Genomic DNA, 19,390 nt, shown 5'->3' on the forward strand with positions numbered 1-19,390 from the left:
GGCACTCTTGGAAGAAGAATAAAGGATATACACCATAAACGGCTTTTCTTCCCATTTTTCTTCCCATACGGATCAAAAGGGTCTTCTGGAATGGCTTTCCTTTACACAAAAACCTAAAAAAGTTTTCTTAATACATGGGGTTCAAGCCCTACTTACCGGTTTATGGTGAAGTTATAGACCTATAGCAAGCTTTAATCTTCCCAAGATGAAAGTTTTTTTTCGCCGCTTTTAAACTCTACACATTCTTTAAAAACTACATGAGGGCAGACCTTAGCGCAAAATTGATGGTCTATCTCTTCAAGTAATATTTTCAAAGACTGCCCCTTTGAACCAAATATCATGTCCTCTGGAACAACCTTTTTTAAACCAGCCCTTTCTAAAACAGGCATGACAATTCGGTTTATATTACCAAGAGCAGGGGATAGGCCCATGGACTTTATCCTTTGTAGCATTCTTATGAAATTTTCCGCACCCACTGCATCCATGTAGTTGGAAGCTTCCAAGTCTATGAATACAAATTTCAGCCCTCTATCTTTTCTTTCTTGAACTTTTTCTACTATGTAGTTAGAAACATACTCTGCATTTCCAAAGTATATAGACATCTGAGGTCTTACGTATAAGATTTGGGGACATTCCACAAGACCCTCTGCCTCTGCATTCTCAAAGGTTTGAGTTTTGGGATTTCTCGTAATTACCACTATGCGAGGATACATGGTCTTATAAACAAAAGACCCAAAGGCTAGGATGGCACCCATAAGTATAGCCTGCCAAAGCTCCATGATGAAAACGCTTATAAAGGTAAGCCCTGCCACCACACCATCTATAGGGTTTATGTGGTAAAGATGTCTTATCTCTTGAGGTTTAACCAGTGGAATAACTGCGGTTAGTATTATGACCGAGAGGGTTGCCTTCGGCAGGTAATAAAACAGAGGCGCAAAGAAAAGAAGAGTTATAAGTATAACCAAGCTTACCACAGCATGGGCTATGGGAGAAGCGGTTTCAAGCCTGTAGTATAGAGCTGAACGTGAAAAAGAACCGCTTATCGGAAATCCCTGCATAAAACCTGCCACTATATTTGAAAGTCCTTGACCTACTAACTCTTTGTTTGGATCCCACTTGTCTCCCTTTTCTACCGCAAACTTTTTAGCTATAGCTAAGGCTTCCAAAAGGCCTATGGCAGCCACCACTATTGCACCACCCCATAGAGCGGATAGAACTTGTAGGTCTATGGGAGGTAAGCTTATGGGTGGAAGACCCGCTGGCACATCCTCCACAATAGAAACTCCATATCTTCCCTTGAGGTCCAAAAGGTAGGAAATCAGCGTGGTTATCACAACCGCGATCAGAGCACCGGGCATAAGGGGATGTATTTTCCTTGACAAATATATGATTACAAACGCCAAAATGCTCACCATTACTGTGTATGGATTTGTTTGATGGAGCTTTTGGGCTATGTCAGCTAACAGGGAAAATATCTGAGTGCTTTTTGTGGTGCTAAAACCAAGGACGCCACCTAATTGATTTGCCGAAATCACGAGCGCACCAGCGGAGATAAAACCAACTATCACGCTGTGGGATATAAGATCAAGGATGAAGGCAAGTCTAAAAATTCCTATCAAAAGAATAGTTATGCCCACCATAAGGGCTAAAAGTCCTGCCAGCCCTACCCATTCGGATGTTCCAGGCTTGGCAAAAGGTAAAAGGGTGGACGTAACCAGTATTGCTACCATAGCCACTGGGCCCGTCCCCAAAAACCTTGAACTTCCAAAGATAACCGCCACTAAGGGAGCAAGCAACGATGCATAAAGACCATTTATGGGTGGCATTCCAGCTAAAAGGGCATAAGCTTTTGCCTGAGGAACCAAGACCGCTGCAACCGTAAGACCGGCTACTAGGTCTTTTATGAACTTTTCTTTGTTGTATCCATTCAGATAGCCTAAGTTTAAACTAAAAGATTGGACTATACTTTTAGGGCTCACAGAATTAGTATTTTATCATATGATTGCACTCGTAGATTACGGAATGGGAAATTTAAGAAGCGTAGAGAAGGCTCTTGAGTGCTTAGGTCTTAGAGTTCTGAGGACGAGCGATCCGGAGGTCGTAAAAAAGTCAAAAGCGGTTGTCCTGCCTGGTGTGGGGGCTTTCAAAGACGCTATATACAACTTGAAAAAATTGGGACTCTACGGTACAATTCTTTCACACTTAGAGAGTGGAAAACCCTTCTTAGGCATATGCTTAGGACTTCAACTTTTGTTTGAGAGAAGTTACGAGTTTGGTGAAGAGAAAGGTTTTGGGCTCTTAGAAGGAGAAGTTATCCTTCTTCCGCCTACCGTAAAAATACCCCACATAGGTTGGAACCAGATCTGGAAGAGGAAAGACTCCCCAATTTTAGAAGGAATAGAAGATGGCGAATTTGTCTACTTTGTCCATTCTTACAGGGTGATGCCAAAGAGGGATAATGTAATTCTTACTCTGACAGACTATGGAGATTACTTCGTGTCCTCCGTAGAGTACGAAAATGTCTTTGCGGTTCAGTTTCACCCTGAAAAGAGCCAAAAAGTGGGACTTAAACTGTTAAAAAACTGGGCTACGTACAACGGGCTTTTGTAGTTTTAATATTTGTCATAATAAAAAACTTGACAAAAGTGTACTAAACTTTTAAATTAGATACTAACAATTGAGGAGGTGTGAATATGGCAGAGAAGGTAATAGGTATTGATTTGGGAACCACAAACTCTGTGGTTGCGGTTATGATAGGTGATGAGCCGGTGGTAATACAGAATCAAGAGGGTTCTAGATTAACGCCCTCTGTGGTGTCTTGGACTAAGGAGAAGGAAATTCTCGTGGGTGAGCCAGCCAAAAGGCGTGCCATACTGGACCCAGAGAATACAATTTACGAATCCAAAAGGTTCATAGGGAGAAAGTTTGAAGAGGTAAAAGATGAAGCCAAAAGGGTGTCTTACAAAGTGGTGCCTGATGAAAAGGGAGATGCAAGTTTTGAAATTCCCAACTTAGGAAGAACGGTAAGGCCAGAGGAGGTAGGCGCTCAGGTTCTGAAGAAATTAAAAGAGGCTGCAGAGGCATACTTAGGGGAAAAGATAACAAAAGCTGTAATAACAGTGCCAGCTTACTTTAACGAAAGGCAAAGGCAGGCAACGAAGGACGCCGGGAAGATAGCAGGGCTTGAAGTTTTAAGGATACTAAACGAGCCCACCGCTGCTGCTTTAGCCTATGGGTTAGATAAGAAAAGCGACGTAAGGATACTGGTTTACGACTTTGGAGGAGGCACCTTTGACGTATCTATTTTGGAGGGTGGAGAAGGAGTAATAGAGGTAAAGGCTACTGCTGGAGATACCCATCTTGGTGGTGCCAACATAGACGAAAGGATAATGGACTGGCTTATAGAAGAGTTTAAGAGGGAAACTGGCATAGACCTCAGAAAGGACAAAACCGCATTACAAAGGCTAAAGGACGCTTCAGAACAAGCTAAAAAAGAATTATCCTTTAAACTTGAGACCGAGATAAACCTACCCTTTATAACCATAGATCCATCCACCAATCAACCGTTGCACCTACAGAAAAAGCTCACCAGGGCAAGGCTGGAGGAGATGATAAAGGATCTGGTTGATAGGACTATGGAGATAGTTAAAAAAGCTTTGGAAGATGCCAAACTTAGACCGCAGGACATAGACGATGTGGTGCTGGTAGGTGGTTCTACCAGAATTCCGTTGGTGCAGCAAAGAATAAGGGAATTTTTCGGTAAGGAACCTCACAAAGGGGTTCATCCGGATGAGGTGGTGGCAGTGGGTGCTGCCATACAGGCAGGTATCCTCTCTGGAGAGGTAAAAGAAATCCTTCTGGTAGATGTCACTCCCCTTTCTTTGGGTGTGGAAACCTACGGTGGGGTCATGACCGTACTCATCCCCCGCAATACGCCCATACCTTACAAGAAGTGTGAAATCTTTACCACCGCTAGCGATTATCAAACAGAGGTGGAAATTCATGTCTTACAAGGGGAAAGACCGCTGGCTAAGGATAATAAATCGCTGGGTAAGTTCTACCTGACTGGCATACCACCTGCACCAAGGGGGGTGCCAAAGATAGAGGTTTGCTTTGATATAGACGTGGATGGCATACTGCACGTAACTGCCAAGGACTTAGGAACAGGCAAAGAACAATCCATAAGGATTCAACCCTCTTCTGGGCTCACCCAAGAAGACATAGAAAGGATAATAAAAGAAGCTCAAATGCACGAAGAAGAAGACAAAAGGAAGAGAGAACTGATAGATGCCAAAAATCAACTTGATATGCACATCTACAACTTAGAGAAGGTTTTAAAAGAAAACAAAGACAGAATACCGGCGGATCTCGTTTCAGAGGTTGAAAAGGCTATTCAAGAGGGTAAGAACGTGTTTGCCTCTTCTCAGGACATACAGGAAGTGCGCAGAATTACAGAAAAGGTTCTTGAGATTTCCGGAAAACTAGGAAGCTATATCTACCAATCTGCGGAGAAAAAGAGTGGTGAAGGCGGTGGAGATGTGATAGAGGGCAAGACGCTATAAAGGGATTATCTTTATAAACATGTTTTTTAAAGAGCTTGACGAAAGAACAAAGGGTGAGCTAAGGGATTACTTTGAAGATAGGGATTATGCAGTTATTGCTGTGCCAAAAGAGGAGCCCGTAAGGGTTTATGTAATAAAGGCAGACAGGACAGTAGAAACTACAAGGAGAATACACGGACTTGATCCTTACTCTACCATTCGGTTGGGCGAATGGCTTCTGTCTGCCTTGATACTCTCCTCTTTAGTAAAGCACGCCAGCCCTCAGAAGGTTCTTCTGAAATTTACCAGTAAGGAAGAAATTATTGTAGCTGAAGCTGACGGGATGGGAAGGGTTAGAGGGTTTATGAGTTTTGCTTCTCAGGATAACGAGCCAGAAAACATCACTGTTGTTAAAGAGCTTAGAATGGGCACACCTTACACAAGCATAATTCCCGTAGTTAGTAGGGATATTAAAGAGAACTTACTCTATTATTTTGAGCAGTCGGAGCAAATCAAAACAGGCTTAGACATGGCGGTTTTGTTAAACGAAGATGGTTCTGTAAAGCATGCGGGAGCTTATATGGTTCAAACTATGGGAGGTACATCACCAAAGGTGGAAAAACTTCTCCAAGAAAGGATAAAGAGCTTTCCTTCCTATTCTAGCATTTTATCGTTGGGGAGAAGACCAGAGGACGTGGTGGAAGATATTCTTTTTGATATGGAGCCCAGGATAGTGGGTTTAAAGGAGGTTGAGTACTATTGTCCCTGCAACGAAGAAATAGCAAAAGCAAGTTTGAGTCTTTTGAGCAGAGAGGAAATGGAAGAGATTCTATCGGACGGTCCGGCGGAGGTTGTCTGCAAATTCTGTGGAAGAATATACAGGTTTGATAGAGGAGTTTTGTCTTTGTAAAACATACCTGAGTTTTTCTTGCACTTAACCAAATTTTTTATGGTATAATATATAGTCTGACTTATTAAGGAGAGGTGCCATGATACAGAGGCAAAGTTATTGCAACGTGGCTGACAACTCTGGAGCGAAAAAGGTTCAGGTTATAGGCATACCCTATGCGCCGAGGAAGTATGCAACCCTTGGGGATGTGGTTACCGTCACAGTAAAGCAGGCCACGCCCAACAGCCCCGCTAAGAAAGGAAACATATACAGGGCAGTGGTGGTCAGGACCAAAAAAGAAGTGAGAAGACCAGACGGAAGCTATATTAAGTTTGACGACAACGCGGTAGTGCTTCTAAATCAATATGGAGAACCTTTAGGTACAAGGATTTTGGGTCCCATTGCTCGTGAGGTGAGAAACCGTGGTTTTACCAAACTTGCATCACTCGCACCGGAGGTAGTTTGATGGCAGCTAAGATAAAAAAGGGTGATACGGTGGTGGTCTTAAGGGGAAAGGAAAAGGGTAAAACAGGAGAGGTTATTAAAGTCCTGAGAGAAAAAAATAGAGTAGTGGTAAAGGATGTAAACCTGGTTAAGAAGCACTTAAAGGAGATACCCAACGTAAGAGAGGGTGGTATATACGAGTTTGAAGCACCTATACACATAAGCAACGTGATGTTGATATGCCCAAAATGTGGCAAGCCCACTCGGGTGGGTTTTAGAATTGTGCAGGAGGGCGATACACTACGAAAGTATAGATACTGTAAAAAATGCAATGAAAATATAGATCTGGTGGCAGAGAAAGTCAAAAAAGAGAGGGTTAAGAGATGAGCGTAGAAACCAAGTATGTGCCCAGACTTTACGAAAAGTATAAAAACGAAGTAGTTCCAAAACTTATTGCAAAGTTTGGCTACAAAAATCCTATGGAAGTGCCCAAATTGGTGAAGATTGTGGTCAACATGGGTGTGGGCGAAGCAGTTAAGGATATAAAATTTCTGGAAAAGGCTACAGAAGACCTGAGAGCTATCACTGGACAGCAACCTGCGGTGAGAAGGGCCAAAAAATCCGAAGCTGGTTTTAAACTCAGGAAGGGAATGCCAGTTGGTCTAAAGGTTACTCTGAGAAAGGAGAGAATGTGGGACTTTTTGGACAAACTCATCTCCGTTGCCTTACCAAGGGTGAAGGACTTCAAAGGCTTAAACCCAAGGTCCTTTGATGGCAGAGGAAACTACGCCTTTGGTATAGCAGAGCAGATAGTCTTTCCGGAGATAGACTACGAGAAGGTGGACGCCATAAGAGGTATGGATATAATAATACACACCACCGCAGAAACCGACGAGGAAGCCCTATGGCTCTTAGCCTTGCTCGGGCTACCCATAAGGAGTTTTTAGGAGGATAGGATGGCAAGAAAGGCTAAGGTAGCAAAGGACGTTAAGCACTTTCCTAAGTACGAAGTAAGGAAGAAGAACAGGTGCCCGCTGTGTGGAAGGCCCAGAGGCTTTATAAGATACTTTGGTATGTGTAGGTTGTGCTTTAGGGAACTTGCCCTTAAAGGCGAATTACCTGGCGTTCGCAAAGCAAGCTGGTAAGGAGGTTAGAGGATGGATCCAGTGGCAGATATGTTTTCCGCTATTAAAAATGCCATAATGAGAAGGAAAGACTATGTGGATGTGCCTTCTTCCAAGCTAAAAGAGGCTATTCTTGAGGTGTTGAAAAGGGAAGGTTATATTCTTAACTGGGAAAGGTTAGATAAAGAGGAGCACAGAAAGGGTACCCAGTACAAGCTGAGAATACATCTAAAATACGCAGACCCTAAGAAAAGCAAAAGCGTTATACGGGAATTGGTAAAGGTGTCTAAACCAGGTAGGCGCGTGTACGTTCCCAAGCACCTAATACCCCATGTTAGAAAGGGGTTGGGTATAGCCATTCTCTCAACGGACGCAGGGGTAATTACAGACCACGAGGCAAGAAAGCTTGGTAAAGGTGGAGAACTTATAGCATACGTGTGGTGAGGTGTTAGCATGTCAAGAATAGGTAAAAAACCAATACAAATACCCAGCAATGTAAAGGTAAGTTTTAATAATGGCGTATTAGTGGTAGAAGGACCAAAGGGCAAACTCTCCATGAAAGTCCATCCAGACGTAAAGCTAACTTTGGAAGATGGCACCATAAGGTTGGAGAGACCTTCGGATGCACCTTTTCACAGAGCCATACACGGAACCATGGGAGCGTTGATCAGAAACATGGTAAAGGGTGTTACAGAGGGTTTTACTATCGGTCTAGAAGTGGTTGGCTTGGGATATAAGGCAGCGGTTAAGGGAGGAAATTTGGAGCTGAGCTTGGGTTATTCCCATCCCGTAGTTTATCCAATACCCCCTGATGTGAAGATAGAAGTTAAAGAAAACAAAATATACGTAAGCGGTATAGACAAACAAAGGGTTGGTCAGGTAGCGGCTGAAATTAGAGCTTTCAAAAAGCCAGACGCATACAAAGGTAAAGGCATAAGGTATGAAGGAGAACAGCTAAAACTTAAGGCAGGAAAGGCTGCAGGAAAGGGTAAAGGTGGTAAAGGTAAGAAGTAAGGAGGTTTGTTATGGCTAAGCTTAGTAGGCACGAAAAAAGGGAAAGAAGACACAAGAGGATAAGAAAGAAGATCTTTGGGACGCCCGAAAGACCCAGACTATGCGTTTACAGAAGTTTGAACGCCTTCTATGCCCAGATAATAGACGATACTAAGGGCATTACTTTGGTTTCTGCATCCTCCATAGATCCAGAGTTTGTTAAGATGGCAGGCAAAAGAGGAGGTAAATCCATAGAAGACGTGAAAAAGGTAGCGGAAATACTAGTTAGAAAGGCTTTGGAGAAGGGTATAAAAAAGGTAGTGTTTGACAGAGGGGGATTTTTGTATCACGGTAAAATAAAGGCATTTGCAGAGGCTTGTAGAGAGTTTGGTTTAGAGTTTTAGAAAAGGAGGTAGTAAATGGGTGGTTTGTCAATTGAAAAAATGATTGATGAAAGGAGAAGTTTGCAGAATATAATCGAGCTTGAAGACCAGCTTCAATTAGAGGAACGTCTTATATACGCCAAGAGAACTACAAGAGTTACAAAAGGGGGTAAAAGATTCTCCTTTAGCGCTCTGGTTATTGTGGGCGATAAGAGGGGTTTTGTGGGGTTCGGCTTAGGTAAAGCAAGGGAAGTCCCCATAGCTATAGCAAAAGCCATAGAAGACGGTAAAAAACACATCATAAGGGTTCCCATAATAGAAGGGACTGTTCCCCATGATGTAATAGGCCATTATGGACCTACTATGATAAAGGTTATGCCTGCCAGAAGGGGAACGGGTATAGTGGCAGGTGGTGCTGCAAAACCTATTTTTGAACTAGCAGGCTATACAGACGTTCTTACCAAGCTAATGGGAAGCACTAACCCTAACAACGTGGTGAGGGCTGTTTTTGATGCACTTTTGAAGCTTACTTCCCTCGAAGAAGAGGCAAGACTTAGGGGTATTAGCGAAGAAGAACTAAGAAGAAGATACCAACTTTATGCGAGGGTATGAAGATGAAAAAACTTAGGGTGCGTTTGGTTAGAGGTTTGGCTGGAAAGCCTGAAAAACACATAAAAGCTGTGAGAAGCTTAGGCTTAAAAAAAGTAGGAGATGTTAGGATACTTCAAGACAATCCTATGGTTAGAGGAAACATAAAAACTGCCCATTATCTTTTGGAAGTTCAGGAGGTGGAAGAATGAAGCTTAACGAATTAGCACCAAACCCAGGAGCTACACAAGAGAAAAAAAGGGTTGGTAGAGGTATAGGCTCTGGACTTGGTAAGACTTGCGGAAAAGGGCACAAGGGGCAGAAAACAAGATCTGGAGATAGGAAGCTTCCCTCTTGGTTTGAGGGCGGACAAACTCCCCTGCATAAAAGAATTCCAAAGAGGGGCTTTAGAAGTCCCAACAGGGTTGAGTATTCAGTGGTTAACGTAAAAGTATTAGACAGCTTATTCTCCGAAGGAGAAGAAGTAAATCCACAGAAACTTTTGGAAAAGGGACTTGTAAAGCCCGGCATGCCGGTCAAGATACTTGGAGATGGAGAGCTTACAAAAAAGCTAATTGTTAAAGCCCATGCTTTCTCCAATTCTGCTAAAGAAAAAATCGAAAAAGCCGGTGGTGCCTGCGAGGTAATAGGGTGATAGATTATATAAAACAGGTTTTTTCCATAGAAGACTTACGCAAAAGGTTCATATATACCCTTTTGATGTTTGCCATATACAGGTTGGGTAGCCATATACCCTTACCTGGTGTGGATGCCACCGCTTTGCAGGAGTTTTTCGGAAGTTTTCAAGGAACGCTATTTTACCTCTATGACATATTTTCTGGTGGAAACCTTTCTCGTATGACGCTTTTTGCCTTAGGCATTATGCCTTACATATCAGCGTCCATCATGATGCAACTACTCACGGTTGCCATACCAGAGCTTCAGAGATTGGCAAAGGAAGAAGGTGACTACGGAAGATACAAGATAAACCAATATACAAGATACTTAACTATCTTGGTCGCCTTTGTGCAGTCCCTGGGTGTAGCGCTTTGGTTAAGAAATCAGGTATCACCAAGGGGTTTTCCTCTGGTTCCTGAAGGGGGTTTTTTGTTTGTGCTAACTACTGTGATAGCTCTGGTGTCTTCTACCATGTTTCTGATGTGGGTAGGGGACAGAATAACCGAAAAAGGTATAGGAAACGGTATGTCTTTGCTCATCTTTGCAGGTATAGTGGCTGGTTTTCCTAATGCAATCATAAGAATATACGACATGCTCAAAAACGGTGACATAACTCCTTTTGCGGTGGTGGGAGTTGCTATTTTTGTTTTGGTTGTAACTCTGGGTATAGTTTTCATTCAGGAGGCGGAAAGAAGAATACCAGTTCAACATCCAAGACGTCAAATAGGTAGGCAGGAAGTAATAGGTGGTTCCACCTATCTTCCTATAAAGATAAACCCTGCAGGGGTTATACCCATCATATTTGCCCAATCCTTGCTCATAATACCCTCGACTGTGTTTGGGTTTATCCAGCATCCGATAGGAAAGGCTTTGCACGACGCCTTTAATCCAACTACGTTCTTATACAACTTCCTATACGTTCTATTCATAATCTTTTTCACATACTTCTACACCGCGGTGCTAATAAACCCAGCGGATGTGGCTGAAAATCTAAGAAAAGCTGGAGCTTTTATACCTGGTGTCAGACCTGGACAGGATACGCAAAAGCTTTTAGAAGGTGTAATAAACAGGTTAGCCTTTGTGGGTGCTATCTTCCTAAGCGTGGTGGCTGTGATTCCCGTATTTGTGAGCCTTTGGCTGAAGGTTCCTTTTTATTTTGGTGGCACCACCGCCCTTATAGTAGTGGGTGTAGCCCTTGATACCCTGAACAAGATAGAGGCAAGTTTGCTTCAAAAGAAATACACTCAATACAGGAGGAAGGTAAGGTGATACTCGTGTTCATCGGACCACCAGGGGCTGGTAAGGGCACTCAAGCCAAACTCCTCAGTCAAAGGATGGGATTTCTACACCTATCCACTGGAGATATTCTAAGGGAGGCGGTAAAGAAGCAAACGCCTTTAGGGATAAATGCCAAAGAATACATGGACAGAGGGGAGCTTGTGCCGGACAGTCTAATAATAGCGCTTATAGAAGAACATCTGCCAGAAGAGGGAGGAGTTATTTTAGATGGTTTTCCGAGAACCTTAGCCCAAGCGGAAGCCTTAGACAACATGTTAAATGCCAAAGGTAAAAAGCTCTCAAAAGTTTTAGTGTTTGAAATTCCGGATGAAGTGCTCATAGACAGGCTTTCTGGGAGAAGGGTATGTTCAAACTGTGGTGCTGTGTATCACATTAAATACAATCCCCCTCGGAGGGATGGAATATGCGATCTATGCGGTGGAACTTTGGTGCAGAGGGAGGATGATAAAGAATCGGTAGTAAGAAACAGATTGGAGGTCTACAGAAGACAAACACAGCCACTAATTGATTTCTATAAGAAGAAAGGTATAATATATAATTTGGATGCAACGAAAGGTGTGGAAGAACTGTTTTCAGAAATTGAAGGCATCATAAAAGATGGTGGATAAAAAACAGGTAGAGCTATATTCTTTAAAGGAGCTTGAAAAAATAAAAAGGGCTTGCGATGTGGTTGTAGAGGTTTTGGAAGAGGTGGCAAAGCACGTTAAGCCTGGTGTTTCTACCTATGAGCTTGACCTGATAGCAAGGGATGTGGTAAAGAGCAGAGGAGCAAGGGCTGCCTTTCTTAATTACAAGCCATCTTTTAGCAAAACGCCCTATCCAGCTGCTTTGTGCGTGTCTGTAAATGCGGCTGTGGTCCACGGTCTGCCCAAAAAGGACATTATACTACAGGAAGGGGATTTGGTAAGCCTTGACTTTGGAGCCATACTGGACGGGTATGCAGGGGACTCAGCCATTACTGTGCCAGTAGGAGAGGTATCCGAGGACAAAAAAAGACTCTTAGAAGCCACAAAAGAAGCCTTAGAAGAGGCAGTAAGAGCCTGCGTGCCTGGAAATTGGCTTTCCGATATAACCAAAGCCATAAAGAGGGTTGCGGACAAATATGGAGTCCATCCTGTAAAGAATCTGGGAGGACATGGTATAGGAAGGAAAGTGCACGAACCCCCATTCGTTCCTAATAATTTGGAGGACTTCAAGCACGAGAGGGACATGAAGCTCAGGGCTGGCATGGTTTTAGCCATAGAGCCTATGCTCGCCCTTGGCACAACCGATATCGCGCACGACGGAGACCAATGGACAGTCCTTACGGCAGACGGAAGCCCTTCAGCCCATTATGAGTATGTAGTAGCAATCACAAAGGAGGGACCAATGGTGCTAACACAATTTAGAGAGGTTTTTCCTGATGCCTAAGAAAAAAGACCAGGAAAAGTATAAGGAAAAAGGGATAGTCCTTGAAGGTACGGTAGAGGAAGCATTACCAAACGCTATGTTTAGGGTAAAGTTGGATACTGGACACGAGGTGTTGGCTCACGTTTCTGGAAAGATGCGCGTGCACTTCATCAGAATACTGCCAGGGGACAGAGTAAAGGTTGAACTTTCCCCCTACGACCTAACCCGGGGAAGAATAGTATACAGAGAGTGATGTGGTATAATATTTCTTTTTTAGGAGGTTTGGAATGAAGGTAAAACCTTCCGTTAAGCCCATGTGTGCTAAGTGCAAGATAATAAGAAGAAAGGGCAGAGTTATGGTCATATGCGAGAATCCTAAGCATAAGCAAAGGCAAGGGTCCTAAGGAGGAAAGGCAATGGCAAGGATAGCGGGAGTTGATCTGCCAGACCATAAAAAGTTAGAGGTGGCTCTAACATACCTGTATGGCATAGGGTGGAAAAGGGCAAAGGAAATATGCGAAAAAACCGGTATACCATGCACAAAGCGATTGGGAGAGCTAAGTCCAGACGAGCTCAACACTATCAGAAAGTTTATTGAGCAAAACTATAAGGTGGAAGGAGACCTAAGAAGGGAAATTCAGCTAAACATAAAGAAGCTAATTGATTTGGGGTGTTATAGAGGAATAAGACACGTAAGGGGACTACCTGTAAGAGGGCAGCAGACGAGAACTAACGCAAGAACGAGAAAAGGAAAAAGAAAAACGGTAGGCGGAACTAAGAAGAAAATAGCCAAGTAAGGAGGTAGGTAATGGCAAAGAAAAAGCAAAGTGGCAAAACTACAAAGAAACAAAAGAGGGTTGTAACCCAGGGTATAGTTCACATTCTGAGCACGTTTAACAATACCATAGTTAATGTAACCGACATGCAGGGTAATACCCTTGTTTGGGAAAGCGGTGGAACTGTGGGTTTTAAAGGCACAAGAAAGAGCACACCTTACGCTGCTCAGCTTGCAGCCCAGAAGGCAATAAAAAGAGCAATGCAGGAGTATGGGCTGCAAGAAGTTGAGGTGGTAATCAAGGGTGCGGGTGCGGGCAGAGAATCCGCCCTAAAGGCAGTGCACGCCTCTGGAATAAAAATAACAAAGATCAGGGATGCTACTCCTATACCCCACAACGGCTGCAGACCACCTGCAAGAAGGAGGGTGTGAAGAATGGGTAGGTATTTGGGTCCTTTGGTAAGGATAGACAGAAAATTAGGCGTGGTTGTGTCGGGGAAAAAGAGTGCCCCCAAAATTCTTTCCAGAAGAAACTTTCCACCAGGCCAACACGGAAGGCTAAAAGGTAGAAAAAGAAAGTTAACTGAATACGGTCTGCGACTTATGGAAAAGCAAAAATTAAAATTCCTGTATGGTGGAATAAGAGAGAAACAGTTTAGAAAATACTTTGATATGGCCTCAAAAGCCAAAGGAAACACAGGGCAGGTTTTGCTCCAGCTATTGGAAAGAAGGCTAGATAACGTTGTTTATAGATTGGGGATAGCCTGCACCAGAAGACAGGCAAGGCAGTTTGTGGCTCATGGTCACATATTGGTAAACGGCAAAGTGGTTGACATTCCATCCTATCAGGTCTCACCAGGGGACATAATAGAAGTAAAACCATCCTCAAGGGACATACCCCAAATTGTTCAAAACATAGAAAACGTAGATCCAAGAAGCGTGCCAGTGTGGTTAGAGCTTGACAAGGAAAACTTTAGGGGTAAGGTTATTGACCTACCAAAAGACATACAGTTGGAAATACCAGTAAACATACAGTACATCATAGAGTTTTACTCAAGGGTTTAAGGAGGAACAGAGTATGATAAGGCAATTCGTCTACCCAACTAAAGTTTTTTGGGAAGAGGTAAATCAAAGTTATGGTCGCTTTGTAGTAGAACCTTTAGAGAGAGGTTTTGGTATAACTGTGGGGAACTCCTTGCGAAGGGTTCTTCTTTCATCCATAGAAGGCTGGGCTATAACGGGTGTAAAAATATACGGCGTCTATCACGAATTCTCCACCTTAGAGGGTGTGCAGGAGGATGTTTTGGAGATCATAGCAAACTTGAAGAAAATGAAATTCAGGATGAGGAATTCGGATGTGGAGATCCTCTATCTTAAGAAGAAAGGAGAAGGCACAGTTTATGCAAGGGACTTTTCTCTACCTCCAAGTGTGGAGCTGATAACTCCAGAGGCAAAGGTGCTGACTATTACAAGTCCAGATACGGAAGTTAACATGGAGGTAAGAATAGAAAGGGGTATGGGATATGTGCCCACGGAGGAAATGGAGGCCTTTGGAGAGATAGGATGGATAATGATAGATGGAGATTTCAACCCGGTTAAACACGTGGCATACAGAATAGAAAAAACAAGGGTTGAAAAAAGGAGTGATTACGATAGGTTGATCATGGAAGTTTACACCGATGGCACAAAAAGTCCAGAGGAGGTTGTAAAGGAAGCGGTTGGCATAATAGTTAGAAACTTCTCCGCATTGGAGCACATATCCTACGAGATACCTAGGGTAATAGAAGAACCTATTCCGCCGGACGAATTTGTGGAGAAATTGGCCCTTCCGGTGGAGGAACTGGATGTATCCCAAAGGGCACTCAATTCAATAAAGAGAATGGGTATAAACACCATAGGAGATCTGGTTAAGCTTACAGAAGAGGAACTAAAGAGTACTAAAAACATAGGAAGGAAGGCCATAAATGAACTGAAAGAGGCTCTTAAGCAGATGGGTCTGCACCTTGGAATGGACTTGACAGGTAGGAGGTAAGCTATGAGGCACAGGGTTAAGAAAAAACACTTTGACAGGACAAAAGAGCAGAGATTAGCCCTTTACCGCTCCCTTGCCAAGGCATTGATCCTTGAGGAGAGAATAGAAACTTCTTTACAACGAGCAAAGGCAGTGCGCCCCTTCGTGGAAAAACTGATTACCTTAGGTAAAAAGGGAGACCTTGCAGCAAGAAGGAGGGCCCTTGAGCTTTTGCCAGACAGGAAAGCGGTCAAAAAACTCTTTGAAAACATCGCCCCACGCTTTGAAAATAGAAACGGTGGCTACACGAGGATAATCAAACTTCCATTGAGAAGGATAGGAGATTCCTGCGAGCTTGCCATACTTGAGTTCGTTGAATGATAAAGGGCATACTGTCCCTAGTAATAAACGTCCTTATTGTGCTGGTTTTAGTCCATGCCATAGGCTCTTGGATACCACAAATAAGAGAAAGTGAATTCTACAGAAAGCTGGATAATATCATTGAGCCCATACTTCGTCCGATAAGGAGAGTTATACCTACTTATGGCGGGCTGGATTTTTCTCCCTTTATACTCCTACTGATCCTTTATCTTATAAAGCACCTTTTTAAACTTTGAGGTTGGATCAATATTTGGTTGATAAAGGTTTGGCTCCCACCAGAGAGAAAGCCCAAGCCCTTATATTGGCCGGTATGGTGCTTGTAAATGGTAAATTGGCGGATAAGCCAGGTAGCAAGGTCAAAGAAGGTGCCAAGGTTGAAATAAAAGAACCCTTTAGATATGTCTCAAGAGGGGGATACAAGTTAGAGAATGCCCTTGAGAGGCTTGCTTTGTCTGTAGAGGGTTTTATTGCCCTTGATGTAGGTTCATCTACGGGTGGTTTTACGGATTGCCTGCTACAGAGGGGAGCCAAAAGAGTCTATGCGGTGGACGTAGGCAAAGCTCAGATGGACCAAAGGCTAAGAAAGGACAGCAGAGTAGTTCTCTACGAAGAAACGGACGCCAGAGAGCTAACAGAAAAGCACGTGCCAGAAAAAGTAGATATAATAACCATGGACGTGTCCTTTGTATCTTCCACCAAGCTTTTGCCCAACGTGGTTAGATTTTTAAAGGAAGACGGAATACTTCTAGTTCTTGTCAAACCTCAGTTTGAACTGCCCCCAAAGTATGTTAAAAAGGGAGTGGTGAAAGATGACGATAAAAAGGTGGAGGCTATCTTAAGAGTAGCAGAGTTCATCAAAGGCCTTGGCTATTCTGTAAAAAGAATAATCAAAGCTAAGCCGAAGGGTAGTAAAGGAAACGAAGAGTTCTTCATCTTAGCCAAAAAAGAGGAACCAGGTTTAGAGGATATACAATCGGAGGCTTGGAATGCTGTTAAGGAGAATGTTTGAGGGTAATGAGCTTTCTGGAACATTGGGTGAATATCCCTTAACTGCGGAAAATCTATTCCGGGTTGGGCTTGCTTTATGCGCCTATCTTGTAATAGAAAGGGGGTTAGAAAAACCTACTTTAGGATTAAGTATACTTAATTTTGCCACTGCGTCTTTGGCGGTAGGCTTTATGGCAGGTGGGGGAGATGTTTTTATCGGAGAAGGAGACCTGAGAGTTTTATACAGATTCAAAGAAAAGCACGCACTGGTTTTTGAGGGTCTAACAGACCTTGAACTAAAAAAAGTAGAATCTATCCTTTTCAGTAGGTATAATATCCCAAGAAAGAGAGGTGAAGAGGTAGGTAAAATATGGATAGAAGGGAGGAAGCCTTAAGGCTGAGCGAAGAGATCGTAAAGAAACTTCTGGAATTTGGCACAGAGTTGGACGAATACTACAGGAAGATCAGGGAAATTAGGATTATGGAAGATTCCCTTTCTTTTCAGTCTGCACTTATAAACGTAGAGCACGCCTTTTTTATGGTGGTCCAGTCCCTCAATGTTCTTAGAGAGCAGTTAAACTTACTAAAAATAGCAGCTCAAAAGGGGGAGGTATTCTGATGGCCATAAAGTTTATTTTGCTTGATAAGGAAAGAAAACTCTTCCCTATTTTTGGAGATATTTTGGACATAACTGGACACAAACTGATGGTTGCGCTGGATGAAACTAAGGCTATGGATTTGTTAAATACTGTAAGACCAGACTTTATAATCCTGAACTATAGGGATATTAACTTTTTTTGGGATGTTATCCAAAATGGTATATTCTCTTTGCCGTTGTTCCTGTTGGAAGACTACGAGCATGTAGATAAGATAAAAGAGTTGGGTTTTAGTGATTTCAACATAATTACGATCCCTTTCAATCCCTTGGAATTTTTGAACAAGTCTGCAAAGCTTTACAATATGTACAAAGAGATTGAAGACAAAATTTCCGGCAGCTTTGGAATAACAAACATATTAATTTCTCTTTTAGCAAAAAGAGTGTCAGTTGGCGCCTTGCTTACCTCTGGTGACAGAACGTGTGAAGTAGAGGATGTTAACGTATCTTTAATTCCTTACGAAGCAGATGTAAAGCTTAACACTTACTTTAAAAACAACCAAGAATTCTTCGCCGTTTTTGTCTCTCCTACACCAGAAAGCGTCCAAGAGGTTGTCCAAGAAGAAGTTGCTCCAAGTATAGAGGCTCTATTTTCCGTTGCGGATGACTTCTTTTTGATAGGCTTAGTTGACAAAGATGGGCTACTTCAGAGAAACGTATATCTCCGAATATACAGGAAAGGAGATGGAAGTATACCGCTGCTTTTCAACCTTGCACCTAATCAGAATTTTCCCACAATAAAAGAAAGCATAGAAAAAGTTTTAGGTGGATTGGAACAACTGAAGGCTCTGGTTTTGATGGACAACCTCCCTGAAAATACCCAAAGCATTCTTAACATGCTTAGCCTATCCCCTAAACTTTATGTTATAACAAGCTTTCCCATAGCTTTAAGTTTGATCTTCTTGGGAGTGCCAGAAAAGAGGATAAAACTTATAGAAAGCTTTCCTGATGGACTGCTTAATTTAGAAACCGGTAATGCGCTTAGATTTATAAAAACGCCTTTTTTACCAGATAAAGGTAGTTTTGTTGTAATGGAGGAAGGAAGGAAAATTTTGTTCTCCTCCAAACTCTTTAGCTCTTATTGCCTTCCAGAAGATTACTCTCCCACCAAAAGCGCCAACATGAATATGATCATGCTTTACCATACTGTTAATTTCTTGGGATACGAAAATCCGACCGCATTAAGTTTAATTAGACTTTCTAACCCCACTGCCATATATCCAGCCTTTGGAAATCCAATCTTGGAAAACATAGATGAGTTATTGGACACAATCTCAAAGTATAAAGCAACGTTCAATCAAGCCAATTTAGAGGACGAACCGTTGGTTTTAGGTCTCGTTAGCGGTATCCTGTTTGAACTTGAAAAGGAAATGCCCAGAGAAAAATACGAAAGCCTGCTAGATAGTCTCAGCGAATATGCAGATGTTGAAGGTGGAGTAGTTTCTAAGGTATTTGTTGACATCAGGCGCTTTCCCGAACTTTTTCTCTACGTCCTGCACTCTATAAAGCCTCCGCCAAGGATCTTGCTTTCTGCTCTTTATAGATTTGTAAAGGCAGAGATCCCTGTGTTTACCATATGAGTGGTTTTCCTACTCTTTCAAACCTAGGGTTCATCAAGGCTATAAAAAGCTGTTTTATTCCTGTTATAAAGCTCACTTCGGTGCTTTGGAGTGGAGGGACTTCTCCAGAGAAGTAAATAACAAATGCTTTCCCTACGATGTTTTCCCTTGGTAAAAATCCCCAATATCTGCTGTCCTCGCTGTTGTCTCTGTTATCCCCCATCACAAAATAATGTCCCGGAGGCACTACTACAGGCCCAAAGTCCCTTCTTGAAAAAAACGCTTCTTCGTAAAACTGCACTTTATACTTAACTCCTTCTGGCAGCGTTTCTTCACCCACAATCTTTGTAAAGCCATCTTCTATAGCTTCCTCTATTCTGGTTGTTTTCACTGGTTGGCCATTGATAAAAACCTGATTGTTTCTTATCTCTATCACATCCCCAGGCATGCCTATTATTCTCTTTATGAAATCTATGCTTGGGTCTATGGGATACTTAAACACCACTATATCTCCCCTTTGAGGCTCAGAGAATCTATAGACTAGCTTATTCACCAGTATGAAATCGCCTACCAGCAGAGTAGGTTTCATAGAACCTGAAGGAATGTTATAGGCTTGAGCAATAAAGGCTCTTATCAGAAGCACCACCATAACCACTACGATTAGCTCTGTAATCCACTTTCCTTTTTTGGCCAT

Annotated in this window: 31 protein-coding genes; 29 read left to right on the forward strand and 2 right to left on the reverse strand. The window is 42.6% G+C overall.

Translation table 11 applies throughout. The features are described 5' to 3' along the window. Window positions 1-85: 85 nt before the first annotated feature. On the forward strand, window positions 86-169 hold the full coding sequence (locus V7P40_RS07650; protein ID WP_345786303.1) for a hypothetical protein: 84 nt from the start codon (window positions 86-88) through the stop codon (window positions 167-169). Window positions 170-191: 22 nt separating this feature from the next. Here V7P40_RS07650 and V7P40_RS01935 read toward each other — a convergent pair whose 3' ends face one another. Continuing rightward, entirely contained in the window at window positions 192-1,979 is a 1,788-nt protein-coding gene (locus V7P40_RS01935) for a SulP family inorganic anion transporter (protein WP_333784284.1), read from the reverse strand. Window positions 1,980-1,998: 19 nt separating this feature from the next. On the opposite strand from V7P40_RS01935, the gene hisH reads away from it, so the two are divergent. The 28 genes from hisH (at window position 1,999) to V7P40_RS02075 (ending at window position 18,717) form a co-directional block, all read left to right on the forward strand. Continuing rightward, entirely contained in the window at window positions 1,999-2,610 is a 612-nt protein-coding gene (gene hisH, locus V7P40_RS01940; protein ID WP_333784285.1) for an imidazole glycerol phosphate synthase subunit HisH, read from the forward strand. A gap of 83 nt (window positions 2,611-2,693) precedes the next feature. Beyond that, window positions 2,694-4,562 carry a molecular chaperone DnaK gene (dnaK, locus tag V7P40_RS01945; RefSeq protein WP_333784286.1) on the forward strand — a complete coding sequence of 623 codons (1,869 nt, stop codon included), beginning with the start codon at window positions 2,694-2,696 and terminating at the stop codon, window positions 4,560-4,562. Between the two features lie 19 nt (window positions 4,563-4,581). Beyond that, window positions 4,582-5,451, forward strand: a complete 870-nt coding sequence (locus V7P40_RS01950) for an Hsp33 family molecular chaperone HslO (RefSeq protein ID WP_333784287.1) — start codon at window positions 4,582-4,584, stop codon at window positions 5,449-5,451. Window positions 5,452-5,530: 79 nt separating this feature from the next. Next, a complete protein-coding gene (gene rplN, locus V7P40_RS01955) occupies window positions 5,531-5,896 on the forward strand; it encodes a 50S ribosomal protein L14 (protein WP_333784288.1) in 366 nt (121 codons plus the stop codon). Then, window positions 5,896-6,261, forward strand: coding sequence for a 50S ribosomal protein L24 (rplX, locus tag V7P40_RS01960; RefSeq protein WP_333784289.1), 366 nt, complete (start codon window positions 5,896-5,898; stop codon window positions 6,259-6,261). The genes rplN and rplX overlap by 1 nt, the downstream gene beginning before the upstream one ends. Continuing rightward, window positions 6,258-6,821, forward strand: coding sequence for a 50S ribosomal protein L5 (gene rplE, locus V7P40_RS01965; protein ID WP_345786301.1), 564 nt, complete (start codon window positions 6,258-6,260; stop codon window positions 6,819-6,821). The genes rplX and rplE overlap by 4 nt, the downstream gene beginning before the upstream one ends. A 9-nt stretch (window positions 6,822-6,830) precedes the next feature. After that, window positions 6,831-7,019 carry a type Z 30S ribosomal protein S14 gene (locus V7P40_RS01970; protein WP_333784290.1) on the forward strand — a complete coding sequence of 63 codons (189 nt, stop codon included), beginning with the start codon at window positions 6,831-6,833 and terminating at the stop codon, window positions 7,017-7,019. A gap of 12 nt (window positions 7,020-7,031) precedes the next feature. After that, window positions 7,032-7,442 carry a 30S ribosomal protein S8 gene (gene rpsH, locus V7P40_RS01975; RefSeq protein WP_333784291.1) on the forward strand — a complete coding sequence of 137 codons (411 nt, stop codon included), beginning with the start codon at window positions 7,032-7,034 and terminating at the stop codon, window positions 7,440-7,442. A 9-nt stretch (window positions 7,443-7,451) separates the two neighbouring features. Then, window positions 7,452-8,012, forward strand: coding sequence for a 50S ribosomal protein L6 (gene rplF, locus V7P40_RS01980; protein ID WP_333784292.1), 561 nt, complete (start codon window positions 7,452-7,454; stop codon window positions 8,010-8,012). Between the two features lie 11 nt (window positions 8,013-8,023). Next, entirely contained in the window at window positions 8,024-8,395 is a 372-nt protein-coding gene (rplR, locus tag V7P40_RS01985) for a 50S ribosomal protein L18 (RefSeq protein WP_333784293.1), read from the forward strand. Between the two features lie 15 nt (window positions 8,396-8,410). Continuing rightward, window positions 8,411-8,986 (forward strand): 30S ribosomal protein S5, encoded by a 576-nt coding sequence (gene rpsE / locus V7P40_RS01990; RefSeq protein WP_345786302.1) that lies wholly within the window; start codon window positions 8,411-8,413, stop codon window positions 8,984-8,986. 2 nt (window positions 8,987-8,988) lie between these two features. Next, window positions 8,989-9,174, forward strand: coding sequence for a 50S ribosomal protein L30 (rpmD, locus tag V7P40_RS01995; RefSeq protein ID WP_333784294.1), 186 nt, complete (start codon window positions 8,989-8,991; stop codon window positions 9,172-9,174). Next, on the forward strand, window positions 9,171-9,617 hold the full coding sequence (rplO, locus tag V7P40_RS02000; RefSeq protein WP_333784295.1) for a 50S ribosomal protein L15: 447 nt from the start codon (window positions 9,171-9,173) through the stop codon (window positions 9,615-9,617). The genes rpmD and rplO overlap by 4 nt, the downstream gene beginning before the upstream one ends. Further along, on the forward strand, window positions 9,614-10,909 hold the full coding sequence (gene secY, locus V7P40_RS02005; RefSeq protein WP_333784296.1) for a preprotein translocase subunit SecY: 1,296 nt from the start codon (window positions 9,614-9,616) through the stop codon (window positions 10,907-10,909). The genes rplO and secY overlap by 4 nt, the downstream gene beginning before the upstream one ends. Beyond that, entirely contained in the window at window positions 10,906-11,547 is a 642-nt protein-coding gene (locus tag V7P40_RS02010; protein WP_333784297.1) for an adenylate kinase, read from the forward strand. The genes secY and V7P40_RS02010 overlap by 4 nt, the downstream gene beginning before the upstream one ends. Continuing rightward, window positions 11,537-12,349, forward strand: coding sequence for a type I methionyl aminopeptidase (gene map, locus V7P40_RS02015; protein ID WP_333784298.1), 813 nt, complete (start codon window positions 11,537-11,539; stop codon window positions 12,347-12,349). The genes V7P40_RS02010 and map overlap by 11 nt, the downstream gene beginning before the upstream one ends. Continuing rightward, window positions 12,342-12,581: a translation initiation factor IF-1 gene (gene infA / locus V7P40_RS02020; protein ID WP_333784299.1), complete on the forward strand. Its 240-nt coding sequence runs from the start codon at window positions 12,342-12,344 to the stop codon at window positions 12,579-12,581. The genes map and infA overlap by 8 nt, the downstream gene beginning before the upstream one ends. A 34-nt stretch (window positions 12,582-12,615) precedes the next feature. Then, on the forward strand, window positions 12,616-12,732 hold the full coding sequence (gene rpmJ, locus V7P40_RS02025) for a 50S ribosomal protein L36 (RefSeq protein WP_012963368.1): 117 nt from the start codon (window positions 12,616-12,618) through the stop codon (window positions 12,730-12,732). Between the two features lie 12 nt (window positions 12,733-12,744). Beyond that, the gene (gene rpsM, locus V7P40_RS02030; protein ID WP_333784300.1) at window positions 12,745-13,125 is read left to right on the forward strand and encodes a 30S ribosomal protein S13; all 381 of its coding nucleotides are present in this window, start codon (window positions 12,745-12,747) and stop codon (window positions 13,123-13,125) included. 11 nt (window positions 13,126-13,136) lie between these two features. Then, window positions 13,137-13,535, forward strand: a complete 399-nt coding sequence (gene rpsK / locus V7P40_RS02035; RefSeq protein WP_333784301.1) for a 30S ribosomal protein S11 — start codon at window positions 13,137-13,139, stop codon at window positions 13,533-13,535. 3 nt (window positions 13,536-13,538) lie between these two features. Then, window positions 13,539-14,168 (forward strand): 30S ribosomal protein S4, encoded by a 630-nt coding sequence (gene rpsD, locus V7P40_RS02040; RefSeq protein WP_333784302.1) that lies wholly within the window; start codon window positions 13,539-13,541, stop codon window positions 14,166-14,168. A gap of 13 nt (window positions 14,169-14,181) precedes the next feature. Next, window positions 14,182-15,135 (forward strand): DNA-directed RNA polymerase subunit alpha, encoded by a 954-nt coding sequence (locus tag V7P40_RS02045; protein WP_333784303.1) that lies wholly within the window; start codon window positions 14,182-14,184, stop codon window positions 15,133-15,135. 3 nt (window positions 15,136-15,138) lie between these two features. Beyond that, window positions 15,139-15,495 carry a 50S ribosomal protein L17 gene (gene rplQ / locus V7P40_RS02050; protein ID WP_333784304.1) on the forward strand — a complete coding sequence of 119 codons (357 nt, stop codon included), beginning with the start codon at window positions 15,139-15,141 and terminating at the stop codon, window positions 15,493-15,495. Beyond that, window positions 15,492-15,731, forward strand: coding sequence for a YggT family protein (locus tag V7P40_RS02055; RefSeq protein WP_333784305.1), 240 nt, complete (start codon window positions 15,492-15,494; stop codon window positions 15,729-15,731). The genes rplQ and V7P40_RS02055 overlap by 4 nt, the downstream gene beginning before the upstream one ends. A gap of 2 nt (window positions 15,732-15,733) precedes the next feature. Then, on the forward strand, window positions 15,734-16,504 hold the full coding sequence (locus V7P40_RS02060; RefSeq protein ID WP_333784306.1) for a TlyA family RNA methyltransferase: 771 nt from the start codon (window positions 15,734-15,736) through the stop codon (window positions 16,502-16,504). Continuing rightward, a complete protein-coding gene (locus V7P40_RS02065; RefSeq protein ID WP_333784307.1) occupies window positions 16,482-16,877 on the forward strand; it encodes a hypothetical protein in 396 nt (131 codons plus the stop codon). Before V7P40_RS02060 ends, V7P40_RS02065 begins: the two co-directional genes overlap by 23 nt. After that, complete coding sequence (locus tag V7P40_RS02070; RefSeq protein WP_333784308.1) at window positions 16,853-17,101, forward strand: hypothetical protein; 249 nt, start codon at window positions 16,853-16,855, stop codon at window positions 17,099-17,101. The genes V7P40_RS02065 and V7P40_RS02070 overlap by 25 nt, the downstream gene beginning before the upstream one ends. Beyond that, window positions 17,101-18,717 carry a hypothetical protein gene (locus V7P40_RS02075; RefSeq protein ID WP_333784309.1) on the forward strand — a complete coding sequence of 539 codons (1,617 nt, stop codon included), beginning with the start codon at window positions 17,101-17,103 and terminating at the stop codon, window positions 18,715-18,717. Before V7P40_RS02070 ends, V7P40_RS02075 begins: the two co-directional genes overlap by 1 nt. Here V7P40_RS02075 and lepB read toward each other — a convergent pair. Then, window positions 18,707-19,390: a signal peptidase I gene (gene lepB / locus V7P40_RS02080; RefSeq protein WP_333784310.1), complete on the reverse strand. Its 684-nt coding sequence runs from the start codon at window positions 19,388-19,390 to the stop codon at window positions 18,707-18,709. The genes V7P40_RS02075 and lepB overlap by 11 nt on opposite strands.

The sequence above is a fragment of the Thermocrinis sp. genome (assembly GCF_036781485.1).
In the GTDB taxonomy this organism is placed as follows: domain Bacteria; phylum Aquificota; class Aquificia; order Aquificales; family Aquificaceae; genus Thermocrinis.